We start from the raw sequence: 13,101 nt of genomic DNA on the forward strand, positions 1-13,101 counted from the left end.
GGTGGGGCTCAAACGCGATCGGGTTGACCGGGCGAACGGCTGCTAAGGGTGGTTTTGCGACTGGCTGCTCCCGAGTGGACGATCGAGGAAGCAGACGTTTGAACCTCGGCAGTAGGTGGTCGATAGCCGTGTGCCCGGATCCAGGGGCGCAACGCGCTGAACTGGACGTGGCCCCGCCCGCGCCATCGATCTCAAGGGCATCCATTTTACCGATGGTTGAATAGGCGGCACGTTTTTCCGACAGGACTACTCCCGGATCTGGTGGTCCAACCTGCGTGCCCAGCGATCGTCGGAAAAATGATCGTATTCCGTACATAGCAGTTGATACAGCTGGATGATCGCTCAGGGTGGAAAACGGCCAGTCCGCTTTGCTGTGCTGGCTCGATCAAGCCTGCCGTTAGCGTAGAATTTTGCGCAGAAAGAAACGCTTCTGTCCCCTAGGATGGTTTGGTGGCTCGCCAAATAATTCGAAGCCAAGCTTCTCGTAAAATCCTCGAGCCTGCAATTCAAACGTGTCGAGCCAAATCCCAGCGCAGCCGTTATTTCGGGCAATTTCCTCGGCCCGAACCATCAATTTGCTACCGTAGCCGCCTTTTCGATACTGTTCGGGGACCGCAACAAGCTCAATGATCAGCCAATCATATGAGATCTTGCCCTAAAGTCCGCCAACAGGATTGCCTTTGTTATCTGTCAGCAAAATAGAGATAGGCTGAACCCGGGGATCTCCTGCCCTGCTATCGTTGAAAGCGATCAACGGCCTAAGCACGGCGTCCCGGTCATTCGCTGAGGGCCTTTCCGGGACAGTGAGGCGGAGAGACATTCCGCCAGCCTATCAAGCGTAGCGGCGTTTCCAACGTCTGCTCACGGGCGTACCGTCGTGGGCATCAAATGGCCGCAACGGGTCGAAATCTGCCGCTTGGGCAGGTCGAGAAAGCCGTTGTTTCTCGGACATAATTTGCGACGTGACGAATGGCCGACACGAGCAATCGCTGGCGACCTAACCCAGTAGGGCCTTTCCGTAGTCCTTCGATTGTAGACAATACATGATAATTGGCATTTTAATATATCGGCGGCGTGACGTTGTATAAAAGTATACATTGCTATGAAGACGATTTTTTCAAGTGACGATATGCGTCCTCAGGTCAGGTTCCAGCGCTGGCGCGACGCCATGTGCACGTATTACCCGGACGTCAAACTTGAAATGCTTAGTAACAAGCCGTTCAAGTCCTGCCTGGAGCAAGCCCAGTACGGCCCCTTGATGCTCGGGCGGATGTTCCATGGATCCATGCGCGTCGTCTCTGCCCAGGCCTCATCCCGCGGTCGTAGCGCCGAGGACGGACTTGGGGTGATCTTCAATCTCGAAGGCCGATCATGGTTGCAGCATGATGATCGGGAGGCGGTCTGCCAGACTGGCGATTTTACCGTGGTTGATCAGCGGCCGGCCGTGTACGTGACCGAGGAAAGCACCCACCTGCTGGTGAACCTGCCGCGCGATCGCATGGAGCGGATGCTCGGGCCGAGCCGGCTGTTCACCGCCGTCACGATCGGCCAAGGTTCGGCCTCCGCGAGCCTGACGACGTTGTTCTTCCGGCAGCTGATCGAGGTCGGCGGGCTGCTCGGTCCCGAGGCCGCCGAGCGCATGGCGTCGATCGGGGTCGACCTGATCGTGGCCAGCATCGCCGAGCGGATTGCCCAGGAGGCACCCCGGCCCATCCACGGCACCCTCGTGGTTCAGCGTGCGAAGGCCTATGTCGAGGCCAACCTCGGCGACTCGAGCCTCGACCCGCCCCAGCTCGCCGCCGCTACGGGTGTGTCCCTGCGCCGGCTGCAGGAGCTGTTCCACGAGCGCGGTCGGCACATCTCCGACTACATCTGGGAGCGCCGCCTCGCGGCCGCCGCCAAGCGACTGACAGACCCCTCTTGCGCACACCTATCCATCGGCATGCTGGCTTACGGCTGCGGCTTCAGCAGCCAGGCGCATTTCGCCCGCCGCTTCAAGGATCGCTACGGCATGAGCCCGCGTGAGTACAGGCAGGGCGTGTGGCCAGTAGCGTCCGTTTACAGGCAGTCGTCCAAGTCGGTTGAGTGATTGGGCTTGGTCGCGAGCAGCCGCTCGCCAGCGCCCTGTGCTACGTTCCGCAAGCCGACTTTATGCGAAGGGTGGCCAGCCGACTTGGCTTGACCCGCTACAATTTGATTGTCCGACACACAAACCCGCCAGGTTTATGTGCCTGAAAAACCATCGTCTTCCCGATGTTGCCAGTTTAACGAGCTGTCCCCACTTCAATCCTGGGCTAACTGCCTGTTGCAATCTTGGCTGTGCCCTGCGCCCTCGGCGTCCACGAGCTCCCGCGGCGGGTCCAGGCGATCCGTCACCACACAGGCCAGCGACTCATCAGTGCCCTCCCGCGCCAGCGGCCGGAACGTCCCGGGCTCATAGTGCCAGATTGTCGCCCGAGCCCAGTCCGCTGACCCGTCCGGCCCCAGCGGCGACTCCGCGCTCAGCAGATCCTCGTCCCAGCCATACGCCGTCCCGACGACACCGCCGCCCGCCGCAGCGTCCGCCCTCGGATCCTCGCGCCGCTTCCACAGCCGCCGCCCGAACAGGTCGTAGCCAAAGGCCCAGCGCTCCCCCGAGGGCGTCGTGCAGCCGACCAGACGATCCTTCCCGTCCCAGGCATGCCGCCACACGCGCGGCCGGAACCCGTCCCGCTCCACCACCCGCTCGATCACGCGCCCGCAGACGTCGTGCCGGTACGCCACCCGTTCGCCCGCAGGACCGTGCGCAGCCTCCACCCGCCCCCCGGCCGAACAGCGCCACGCCCGCATCGGGCCGGCTGCATCCCGCCCGTACGACGCCGCCTGGGCCAGTCCACCCGCCGGCGCCTCCACCTCCGCGAACCCGGCCACGTTCAGGGCGGCGTCGTAGCCGTACCGCTCCGCCGCGCCATCCCCGTGCCGACCCTCAACCACCTGGCCGTTGCGGTCGTACCGGCACCCGCCCCGGCCCCAGCGCAGGTCGGCCACCGACACCGGCGCGTACGCCCGGTCCCAGCCGTACACCCGCTCCAGAACCTTCTCCGCCCCAGCCTTCCCCGCCCCGGATCCGGACCCCCGACCCCGGCCGCCCACCTGCCGCACCAGCTGGCCCGCCGCGTCCCAGGTGCTCTCCAGCACGAACCCCGCCGCGCTCGCTCGCCGCAGCTCCCGTCGGGTTGCGGAAGAAGTGGTCGCGCTGCACCACGTCCGAGGGCGCCACCACCTCCCGCCACGTGAACCGCCCGACATGCGGGCCCTTCACGCTCCCGCCCGGCAGCGCGTTGTACTCGATCGCCTCGGCGCCCGGCGCGTCCGGGGCGAGCCGGGTGGCGTCGGTGAGCACCAGCGTGTGGCCGCCCTCGGCGTGCTCGAAGTGGTAGGCGATGCCCTCCTCGGCCAAGAGCCGCTCCAGGAAGGCGAGGTGCGTCTCCCGGTACTGCACGCAGTACTCGCGCGTCCCGTGCGGCTCGGTCAGCGCGAGGCGGAAGGCGGTGACGCCATTCTCCTTCAGCACCGCCTCGACGATCTCGGGCACGCTCTTGTCCTGGAAGATCCGGCAATCCGAGCCGAAGCGCAGGCGGTGCAGCGCCGGCATCACCAGGACGGAGTAGCGCGTGTGGTGCGCGCCCCTGTCGCCGCGCTCGGCCAGGGCGACGACGCCGTGAGCGGGCGTGTCGTCGTCCGCGGCTGTTCAATCAAAGCGGCGAAGCCACTGCAAAGTGACCTCTGGTCCTTTGACCGGGATCGGCTCTTTGATCACGCCGAACTGATATCCCTCAAAGCGGATCTGCTTGATGATGCTGGCGATGGTGCGGTAGCCATCAGGGATACCGACATTGGCCGCGTCGCCGAGGGTGGGCAGTTCACTGGTCCGGATAAGCACGCCCTGGCCGCAGGGGATCAGCTGAATTCGAGGAACGCGGCTGTTTATAGCCTTCGTTCTTCCAACTCTCAGAAAAATAATCGCCCATGGCATCGTATTCGAGGCCTGGATATTGCATCAGCCAGGGATAGTAGTACGCATCGTCCATCGTTTCCGCACCCGGCTCGGATAGCGCGCCCAGCCCGCAGGATCCATGAGAGGCTTCCAGCCGTCCGGCCCAGCGCTTGGTGCTCTCCACCATAGATCCCATGCTCATCCTGCTTGTAGCTCACCTCCGGTCGAGGCCCGTCGGCCGCGGGCGCCCTCGGACGGCGAGGCGAACCATCGGGACATTTCGGGCCGTTCGGGTCGTAGTATCTCTCACGCAGCGTCGCCGAGATGCAGGCCGTGAACGTATGGGCATCTCCCTCGTCCTTCCGACATAGGCACGCAACCTCGCAGATCTCGTCACAGGCGCTCTTCGTCGTGCCGGACACGTTGACGTCGGCCTCCCTCCGTCCGACCGCTGCCGGCTTTCGCTCCTTCTCCTTCAGAGCTTCCAGCTTGACTTTGGCCTCCGCGAGTTTCTGCCGGGCGCGGTAGAGCTGGTACCCGCCGTAGACCACCGTCCCGCCGATAACGACCGCCGCAAGGCCCCATTCCAGCGGGCCGAGTTCGGCCCCGGCAGCGCCCGCCTCCGTCTCCGAGGTGACCGCCGCCCCGCCCCGGGCCGCAACCGCGGCAACCTCCGCCTCCGCAGCCACGACCTCGGCCTCGGCGGCGGCCAGCTGCCGCGCATCGGCGCCCGTATCCAAAAGGGCCAGTTGCGAGCCCGGCTTCCAGAACAGAGCCTGCGGATCGGGCGCATCGGACATCACCGGCCCGGACTGTGCCGAGGCCGGCGTGTGCGCCATCCAGCTCTGTCGCGACTGCGGCGTCGGCGAGGCCTCGTCCGGCCCCTTCAGGTACATCAGCCGGCCCTGCGTGTTCCGGGTGTTCATCCACCACGTGTCCGCATCCCGGAGACGCCGATGCGCATCCCGGAGACGTTGATGCCGGTGATCGCCCACCACGCGGCCTGGATGCCGCCCTTGCCCGAGACGCGCGGGACTTGGATGCGGACGTCGCGTCCGGGCCCATTCCTGGTAAACCAGTTTTGTATTGACGGATTGTATACAATCGACACCTGGATCCTTGAAACGCGATCCGCCGATGGCGGGAGATGGTCAACGAACGGCTCGTGCCGGCCGAGATCGAGACTCCGGACGGTCTCCCCTTCCAGGGGCGCCTGGAGGTGACGCGTATCGGCTCGGTGCCGGTCTGGCATTTCTGGCACACAAAGGTGCGGACCAAGGTCACGGCCGCCGCAGCGCGACGCCACGGGAACCACGATCAGTTCTTCGCGCTCCTGAAGCTCTCCGGACGGGATACTGTCCAGCAGGGTGACCGGGAAGCGAGGACTCGGCCGGGCGACCTCGTCATGCTCGACTCGAGTGCATCCGTGCTCGATGCAGAGACCGGCGATTCGCTGGTCATCGAGTTGCCGCGCCAGCATCTCGAGGCCCAGCTGGGTCCGTCCAGGCTATTCATCGCACTCACGGCCGGAGCAGACCTCGCCTCGACGACCCTGGCGGGCTCGTACATTCGGGAACTGGTCCGGATGAGCGATCGCCTCACCCCCCGACGCGGCCGCGCGCATGGCGTCGATCGGCGTCGACCTGATCATGGCGAGCCTCGCCGAACGGATGGCGCAGGAGGTGCCTCGCTCTGTCCACGGCAACGTCACGGTCCAGCGCGCCAAGGCCTATGTCGAGGCCAACCTCGGCGACCCGAACCTGGACCCGCCACAGCTCGCCGCCGCGATGGGCGTGTCGCTGCGCCGGCTGCAGGAGTTGTTCCACGAGCGCGGACGGCACATCTCCGACCATTTCTGAGGGCGCCGTCTTGCGGCGGCCGCCAGCCTCGACCCGAACGGGCTCGGTAGCCGAAAATGGCCGACCTCCCATGCTTTGGGTCCACTCTACTTCTTCATGGTGCCCTTGCTCATGGCATCCTTGCCCTTGGCACCCTGCCCCACAGAATCTTTCTTCATCGGAACCTTGTGCATAACGTCTTTACTCATCGGATCTTTTTGCATGGCATCCTTGTGCATCGACTCAGCGGCGTAGGCAGGAGCCACGACCATTGTAGAGGCAAGGAGGGCTGTGATCACGCTGAACGGAAAGCGCATTTCAGTATCCTCTCGTTCTGTGCCTTAGTGGCACCGAGCGAGACTTCGACGCTTTGATACCGTCGGTTACATCTGCTCAGAACACTTAAATCCGTTGGACATCCGGATCCCTGCGCGGCCGAAGCGTCCGCTTCGGAGATGCTACGCACTTCGGCTGAACGGCCGACATGGGTCGGGAGCAGAAAGGCCGCTCGAGGTCGCAGGCAAACGGGACCAATGTCGAAATTCATCCGGCGGTTGCCGCGCCGATGGTCAAACGGCATGCTCCGCTCCGACGCAGAACAGCAAGAGGCAACCGGTCATGGGCCTGCTGAACGGATTGCTCGGACACGGCACGGCCGTTGACGCGGCTTCACTTGAGCGGCGGCTTGAAGGCATCCTGATCGACGGCGAGACGGCGAGGCTTGCGTTCAAGATCGTCCGGGACGTGTTCGTGTTCACCGATCGCCGCGTGATCCTGATCGACGTCCAGGGGGTCACCGGGAGCAAGGTCGAGTTCATGTCGGTGCCGTACCGAGCAATCGTGCGCTTCTCGGTTGAGACAGCCGGCACGTTCGATCTCGACGCCGAGTTGAAGATCTGGGTCTCGGGCGCGGCGCAGCCGATCGAGCGGACCTTGAAGAAGGGAGCGGACGTGCGGGGCATTCAGCGCGCACTGGCCGAAGGCGTCCTACGCTAGGGCCTGTTGGGTATCAGGGTTGTTGGCGCGGGTGAGCGTGTGATTCAAGCTCACGATGGACCGCGACGTACTGACGGACGCCCAATGGGCACAGATGGAAGCGCACTGCCTGGGCAAGCCGGGGGATCCGGGTCGCAGTGGCGAGAACAACCGTCGCTTCGTGGAAGCGGTGTTGTGGGTGGTGCGCACGGGTAGTCCCTGGCGCGACATCCCGGAGCGGTTCGGAAAGTGGGACTCGATCTACTCGCGCTTCCGCGACTGGGTGAGGGCCGATGTCTGGACGCGGCTGTTCGAAGCGGTCTCGGACGAGCCAGACATGGAGTATGCGATGGTGGACGCCACCATTGTGAAGGTCCATCGCCACGGCCAGGGCGCAAAAGGGGGACTTCAAGCCAAGCCATTGGTCGCTCCAAGGGCGGCATGACCACGAAGGTTCTGGCCTTGACCGATGCTCTGGGCAATCTCGTGCGCTTTGTGCTGTTGCCGGGTCAGCGCCACGATACGGTCGGGTTACCGCCTCTGATCGACGGGGTGAGCTTCGAGGCTCTGATCGCCGACAAGGCCTTTGACAGCAACGCGATCGTCGCGGGCCTCGATCAGCGGGGGGCCAAGATCGTGATCTCACAGCATCCATGCCGCACCAAGCCGCGCGACATTGATGGCGAGATGTACAAATGGCGACACTTGATCGAGAATTTCTTCTGCAAGCTGAAGGAATTCAAACGCATCGCGATGCGTGCAGATAAAACCGATCGAAGCTTTGCAGCCATAATCCATCTGGCTGCTGCCGTCATCGCCTCAAGATGATTCCCAACAGGCCCTAGTCCACTGCCATCCAAGTGGACGAGGTCCAGCGAAATGGCGGATCTGCCGGCCTCAGCGTGCGAGTGACAGTTGCTGCGGGTTCTGATGCGAGATCTTGATCAGAAAGTCTGCGCGCCTCCGGATCCATCTTAGAGATGATCGCGGGTCGCCTCGGCTGACGGGGCATCCGACAAGCCCGAGTTGCCTTCTGCGCCCTTCGTCACCGCGCGACCCACGAGATGGCGCGGTACCGTCTGGTCGCCCACCATCTTCGCCAGCGCCGCAATCTGCGGCAGCACCTCGTCGGTGAGCGTCTTCTGCAGCGCGTCGCGCTGGCCGGTCATCCATCCTTCTGGCGGCTGCGCCGCGAGCAGGGCGACGGCTCCGAGCAGGTTCCGCTTACCGAAGTCAGGCTCCGGCGCCTTCTGGTCGGCTGACATCGCCCCGGCTCACGCCAACGGTGGATCGATGAACGTCGTGCTGGCGAGGGATACACGGCGGTGGTACACACGGGCTCCGAAAACGGGCGCCGCGAGCCCCGTTTGCCTAGGGAAAGCGCGAACTGGGGGGTACAGTCCCCGCCCCCTCTCCGCCGGTGTATCCAGCTAAGTAGCGGATACTTTTGGCATTTTTGTTGCTCGCAAGCGCGACGCCCCAACTATCACCCCGACGGCCTCGCTGAATTGCGACGAATATCAGCGAACGCCGGCAATCCGAGGGCTGCTCGTCCGACCGCCCGCCGGCGATCAACGGGATCAGGGCGCGCGCCGTCCGCTCGGGCAGTGCGAGCGCCCCTGAATGCGTCATCCGGTGCGAGCTTGATCTGTACTGGACATGTCACCTTCCCAGAGCACCAGCGGCGCGCCGCAAGCTTCCATCAGGACTCGCAGGGTCTCAACGCACGTCTCTGCCTCCGCAAGCGTCAGCAGCCCCCCATGCCAGTGCACTGAACCAGAGGCCAATTCAGCGACAACGGCGAACCGTCCGTCTGGACAGCAAACGATGCTGTAGGTCACCGGCCTTGCCATCACCTCGCCTGTGCTGGCCGACAAACGCTGCCCGCAACGTGCAGGCTGCAGCAACCGATCCGGCCCATGGTTGCGGTTAAGTGTTCACTGGACCTTCAGGACGTCGGGCATTCCAAGACCGGAAATTGGCGGATGCGGGTAGCCGCTCAGTTACCCTACGCAGTGTGACGCGCCGAGCGTCGCCTGCCGTCAGGGACCCGCAAGCTAGACCGCACAGTTATAGTTCCGTACGGCAGGGCAAACCGCTCTGCAGAAGGCCATGGGTTGAAGAACATGCTCGTCGCGGAGGAGCTTAGTTCGGACCACCTGGAGGCAGGGCCAGTCGCGCTGCCCGCCGGGGTACGGGACCATCTCGGCCGTCAGTTGCAGATGGCCTACGCCGCGCTGATCACGGCTCAGCCGCCGCAGCGCCTGCTCGATCTCATCGCGCGGCTCGACAGCGCATTGGCTGGCCAGGACAGCACCCGTGCCGCAGCCTTCCGCCAGGGCTTGATCGAGGCGCTTCCCGGACTGCGGGCGTTCGCGATGTCGCTGGTCCCCGACGAGACGCGCGCCGATGACCTCGTGCAGGAGACGCTGCTGAAAGCCTGGGCCAAGCAGGAGCAGTTCGCGTCGGGCACGAACCTGAAAGCGTGGCTGTGCACGATCCTGCGCAACCAGTTCTACACCGAGATCCGCAAGCGCAGGCGTGAGGTGGAGGACGCGGACGGGGTCATGGCGGCCCAGATGACCGCTCCAGCGGGGCAGGAGCCCAGCTCGGACTTGAAAACGGTCTGGCAGCACATCGGCAGATTGCCTGCGCTGCAGCGGGAGGCGCTGCTGCTGGTTGGCGCGCAGGGGCTGACCTACGAGACGGCGGCTGAGGTCATGGGCTGCGAGGTCGGCACGGCCAAGAGCCGGGTCAGCCGAGCCCGCGCGGTCCTTGCCGAGAGGCTCGGAATGGTGAGCCGGCGAGCCTTGGCCTAACTCCGGTCAGGCCACCGGCGCTATCCAGACGCGACAAGGCCCGCGCCCCAGGACGGATGCGGGGCGCGGGCCTCGTGCGACATCGACCCGACGGCCGACCGCGGTCGCCTCAGAACGTTAGCTAGGTTTCCCGGAAGGCGAGCTGCATCGCGTTACCGCGGTTCAGCCTCACCTCGCGGAAGCCTTTCCAGGGCCTATAATGGAAAGCTGTCACTGGATTCAAACTTGGAGGAATTCGCCTTCTTGATGTTTACTGCCCGAGCTTGAGTCGGGAGGTCAGCATGGAGAGGCAGGTTCCCGTCGCTCCAGAAGTGAAGGGCCAGCGCGCCAAGTTTTTCTTACGGGAGCCGGCTCCGATCAGCTCTCTTGCCCGGCTCGGTGTCTACCCTTGGCTGGTGGTCTGTATCACCTGCCTCGGAGCGTTTGCCGGCCAAGTCGATGCCAGCATCGTACAGCTCGGGCTGCCAGCTCTGGAGCAGGCCTTCGACGCGTCGCTCGATCAGGTAAGCTGGGTCGCGGTGGGCTACAGCCTCGCGTTCGCTGCCGTGCTCCCTGCCTATGCGCGGCTGGCCGAGATCGCCGGGCGCAAGCTGATGTACCTCCTCGGCTTTGCGCTCTTCGGGTTGTTCTCCGCGCTGTGCGGATTGGCGCCGAGCCTGCCCTGGCTCATCGCCTTTCGCGTGCTGCAAGGCATGAGCGGAGCCCTGCTCGGGGCAAACAGCATCGTCATCCTTGTGGCTGCCACAGATCAAGCGCAGCGAGGACGCGCGATGGGATTGTTCGCCAGTGCCCAGGCCATCGGTGTGAGTACGGGACCAGCACTCGGCGGCCTGCTGCTGAATAATCTCAGCTGGCACTGGATCTTCTGGGTGACCGTGCCGGTTGCGGCTCTCGGGGCAGTGCTGGGCTGGGTACTCGTGCCGGTGAGCACGCGGCTCAGCAAGGAGACTGCGTTCGACTGGCGGGGCGCACTTCTGCTGATCCCAGGCCTGAGTGGGTTGATGATGACGCTCACCGAGCTGAATGCCTGGGGGCCGCTCTCGCCCGCGCTGCTCGCCTGCGCGACGTCGGCAGTCGTTTTGCTGGCAGGATTTGCCTGGTGGGAGAACCGGGCTCCGGCTCCACTGATCGACCTGGGCTTGTTCCAGTCGCGCGCCTTCACCGGCGGGACAGCGGCCGTGCTTCTGTCTTACGCGATGCTGTACGGGATGTTCTTTGCCATGTCGTTCGCTCTGGTGCGCGGCTACCACGACGCGCCGCTGTCGGCGGGGCTGCGGCTCGCCATTATACCCGCCGCGCTCGGATTGGTGGCGCCATTCAGCGGCAATCTCGCGAAGCAATGGCCGCGTGTGACGAAGGGCGGTATGGGGCTGTGCGCGGCTGCCGCTATCGGGCTGAGCCAAACGCTCACTGGAAGTCCCAGCAGTGAGCCGGCCATGATGCTGTTGCTGGCGATGTATGGGGTGGGACTCGGCTTGTTCATCGCCCCGAACAACAGCGCCACCCTGGCGGCCGCACCGGCCGAGCACGCTGGACAGGCGGGCGGCTTGTTGAACCTAATGCGGGCATTCGGCACGGCAACAGGGGTGGCGGCTGCTTCCGCGTTGCTCGCATGGCGTGTGGAGCTGGCCACGGGTGTTCACGGACGTACGGTGGGAGTGAGCGAGCAAGCCGTGTTGGGCGCTGCAAGCGACGTGATGACCCTGTTGGCAGCTCTGGCCATGGTGACGGCGCTTGCTGCGTCGCTCGAGGACCGCAAGCGGTCTCAAACACAGATCGCCTGATTTCTTCGCTATGTTCTTCGCTATGCCGCTTCCATCTGTTTGCGCCGCGAAGGGAGGCTCTGCTTCAGGTGTGTATGGACGCGCTGTCGCGCGGCAAGCCGGTTTCAGGCGCCGGCCTCGTCTCATCCGCCATTTGCCCAAGTGTGTAGAGCATTCTTCTCCCTCGTCGGGTCAACCAAACGAAATGGGGAGAAATTTTCTGGCGCTAGGAAGTTGCTGGGCTTCCGCGTGCCCGCGTAGGTCGGCGTCATGAGCCTCGGCGGTACCGCAGTGGCGCTCAACGCGCGGGATACCGGCGGCGCAACGCGGGTTGTGGAGCGCGACGCAGGTCCGGCGCGTCGAGGCTCGGCTTTAGACGCGAGAACGGGCTGCCCCCAGGAGACGAGGGCAGCCCGCTCGCCCGTTTGACGACAAGGATACCCATGCCTGACTTGTAAACCGGTCGGCCGAGACTGTGTTTCCGTCTGGAAAAGGACCAACAGCGTGCGAAGCCGACGACCAAGGGTGGTCAATTGCAGGTCATCTGGATGCAACGGGGGCTGTCTCACATCTGATGCAACCGCATCCCGTCCGGTTCGTTCTCATGTCTCTGGAGCATTGTCCGACAAGGGAGAATGCCGTGACCCAATCTGATGCTGACTTCCTGCAGTACATAAAGACGAAATGTGGCATGCCAGATGCCAAGGAACTAGAGCGTCTTCGGGAGATACTCAAAAAGATGCAGCTGCAGAGTATCTTCAGCTGGGTTGAGCCTGAGAAAGCCAGGTCGGAGTAGGTTGGCGGGACCGGGAACGCGCATCCCAAGGGCCCACGGCCCCGCCGTCTCGACAGGGGAAGCCCGTCGTGCACGGTGCGCTCATACTCGACGAGTGCGCTCTCGGCGGCGGCCAAGCGTTCGCGAGCCTCTGCCGTCACCTCCTCAAGCGTCTCAGCCAGCGAGGGTATGATGTGATCGGTGCGGTCCGAGTCAAGGGCGTTGGGGCGCTGCCATAGATACGGAAACGGGCTGCCCCCCTGGAGATGATAAGGGCGGCCCGCTCACCGTTGGACCACGAAGACTCTCATATCTGATCGGTAAACCCGTCGGTAGATGCCACGCTTCCAAGTGAAATCGAACACAGACAGACCGCTCGCGGCATCCGTGTGGACCCGGCCGAAGCCGCGCTGGCCCGATGGGGCGTGGGAACCGGTTCAGGATTTTGGAGAGGGCTCGGCGGTGCGGGCGAGCAAAGCTCCCCCTCCCATACAGCCGAGCCGAACGGCAGCTGGGGCAATCCCGCATCCCATCATATCAACGGCCATGCTCGTCGAACGTCCACCAGCCGGACTACCTAATCCGGGGCGGCCAAGGCCACGGAAGCCATCGTGGACGCAATCGACGGGCTGTCTGAGGCCGCGACCGGCGACCGGCCGCGCTTCTATAGGCGCGATGCGACGACACCTGATTCTGATTTACCACCGACGCGGTTCCGAACCGTCGAGTAGCGCGTTGTCCTTAGAGCCCACGGAGGCGCCTATGCACACGCCGATCCCCACACCGGACCTAGCCGCCTTCCTGGCCTTGATGGGCCTCCTCGCGGTCATTGCGACGCTCGCCAACGCCTGACTGTCGCTGGTGGAGCGGCATCGAGTTGCGAGTTCAGCCCGCCACGGGTCTTTGCAGGCGTGGCCGCTTTCGTGGATCCGCCCAAGGCGCTTCGTGAAGGGGG

12 protein-coding genes and 3 pseudogenes are annotated in these 13,101 nt (G+C 64.3%); 7 read left to right on the top strand and 8 right to left on the bottom strand.

Going from position 1 to position 13,101, the window contains the following annotated elements:
- Positions 1 to 397: 397 nt before the first annotated feature.
- Entirely contained in the window at positions 398 to 649 is a 252-nt protein-coding gene (locus tag ACYCO6_RS34310) for a GNAT family N-acetyltransferase (RefSeq protein WP_459773860.1), read from the bottom strand.
- A 453-nt stretch (positions 650 to 1,102) separates the two neighbouring features.
- Between ACYCO6_RS34310 and ACYCO6_RS34315 the strand changes: the two genes are divergently transcribed.
- On the top strand, positions 1,103 to 2,089 hold the full coding sequence (locus ACYCO6_RS34315; protein ID WP_459767835.1) for a helix-turn-helix domain-containing protein: 987 nt from the start codon (positions 1,103 to 1,105) through the stop codon (positions 2,087 to 2,089).
- A 194-nt stretch (positions 2,090 to 2,283) separates the two neighbouring features.
- On the opposite strand, the gene ACYCO6_RS34320 is transcribed toward ACYCO6_RS34315, so the two are convergent.
- The 5 genes and pseudogenes from ACYCO6_RS34320 to ACYCO6_RS34340 form a co-directional block, all read right to left on the bottom strand.
- Positions 2,284 to 2,973: a hypothetical protein gene (locus ACYCO6_RS34320; protein WP_459767837.1), complete on the bottom strand. Its 690-nt coding sequence runs from the start codon at positions 2,971 to 2,973 to the stop codon at positions 2,284 to 2,286.
- Positions 2,966 to 3,700, bottom strand: a pseudogene (locus ACYCO6_RS34325) (contractile injection system protein, VgrG/Pvc8 family); the annotation flags it as partial. The pseudogene ACYCO6_RS34325 and the gene ACYCO6_RS34320, both read right to left, overlap by 8 nt.
- 30 nt (positions 3,701 to 3,730) lie before the next feature.
- Positions 3,731 to 4,015 (bottom strand): type VI immunity family protein, encoded by a 285-nt coding sequence (locus ACYCO6_RS34330; protein ID WP_459767840.1) that lies wholly within the window; start codon positions 4,013 to 4,015, stop codon positions 3,731 to 3,733.
- Complete coding sequence (locus ACYCO6_RS34335; protein ID WP_459767842.1) at positions 3,991 to 4,902, bottom strand: hypothetical protein; 912 nt, start codon at positions 4,900 to 4,902, stop codon at positions 3,991 to 3,993. The genes ACYCO6_RS34330 and ACYCO6_RS34335 overlap by 25 nt, the downstream gene beginning before the upstream one ends.
- On the bottom strand, positions 4,899 to 5,087 hold the full coding sequence (locus tag ACYCO6_RS34340; protein ID WP_459767844.1) for a hypothetical protein: 189 nt from the start codon (positions 5,085 to 5,087) through the stop codon (positions 4,899 to 4,901). The genes ACYCO6_RS34335 and ACYCO6_RS34340 overlap by 4 nt, the downstream gene beginning before the upstream one ends.
- A 36-nt stretch (positions 5,088 to 5,123) precedes the next feature.
- Between ACYCO6_RS34340 and ACYCO6_RS34345 the strand changes: the two are divergent.
- A pseudogene (locus ACYCO6_RS34345) lies at positions 5,124 to 5,525 on the top strand (AraC-like ligand-binding domain-containing protein); the annotation flags it as partial.
- A gap of 73 nt (positions 5,526 to 5,598) precedes the next feature.
- Positions 5,599 to 5,835: a hypothetical protein gene (locus ACYCO6_RS34350; protein ID WP_459773891.1), complete on the top strand. Its 237-nt coding sequence runs from the start codon at positions 5,599 to 5,601 to the stop codon at positions 5,833 to 5,835.
- An 86-nt stretch (positions 5,836 to 5,921) separates the two neighbouring features.
- On the opposite strand, the gene ACYCO6_RS34355 is transcribed toward ACYCO6_RS34350, so the two are convergent.
- Entirely contained in the window at positions 5,922 to 6,131 is a 210-nt protein-coding gene (locus ACYCO6_RS34355) for a pentapeptide MXKDX repeat protein (protein WP_459767846.1), read from the bottom strand.
- Positions 6,132 to 6,432: 301 nt separating this feature from the next.
- Between ACYCO6_RS34355 and ACYCO6_RS34360 the strand changes: the two genes are divergently transcribed.
- Positions 6,433 to 6,810 (top strand): PH domain-containing protein, encoded by a 378-nt coding sequence (locus ACYCO6_RS34360; RefSeq protein WP_459767848.1) that lies wholly within the window; start codon positions 6,433 to 6,435, stop codon positions 6,808 to 6,810.
- A gap of 94 nt (positions 6,811 to 6,904) precedes the next feature.
- Positions 6,905 to 7,617, top strand: a pseudogene (locus tag ACYCO6_RS34365) (IS5 family transposase).
- Positions 7,618 to 7,763: 146 nt separating this feature from the next.
- Here the strand turns inward: ACYCO6_RS34365 and ACYCO6_RS34370 are convergent.
- Positions 7,764 to 8,054 carry a hypothetical protein gene (locus ACYCO6_RS34370; RefSeq protein WP_459767850.1) on the bottom strand — a complete coding sequence of 97 codons (291 nt, stop codon included), beginning with the start codon at positions 8,052 to 8,054 and terminating at the stop codon, positions 7,764 to 7,766.
- Positions 8,055 to 8,915: 861 nt separating this feature from the next.
- On the opposite strand from ACYCO6_RS34370, the gene ACYCO6_RS34375 reads away from it, so the two are divergent.
- Positions 8,916 to 9,608 (top strand): sigma-70 family RNA polymerase sigma factor, encoded by a 693-nt coding sequence (locus tag ACYCO6_RS34375; protein ID WP_459773861.1) that lies wholly within the window; start codon positions 8,916 to 8,918, stop codon positions 9,606 to 9,608.
- Between the two features lie 281 nt (positions 9,609 to 9,889).
- Positions 9,890 to 11,392 (top strand): MFS transporter, encoded by a 1,503-nt coding sequence (locus tag ACYCO6_RS34380; protein ID WP_459767852.1) that lies wholly within the window; start codon positions 9,890 to 9,892, stop codon positions 11,390 to 11,392.
- Positions 11,393 to 13,101: the final 1,709 nt, after the last annotated feature.

The sequence above is a fragment of the Methylobacterium sp. CM6257 genome, assembly GCF_054611515.1.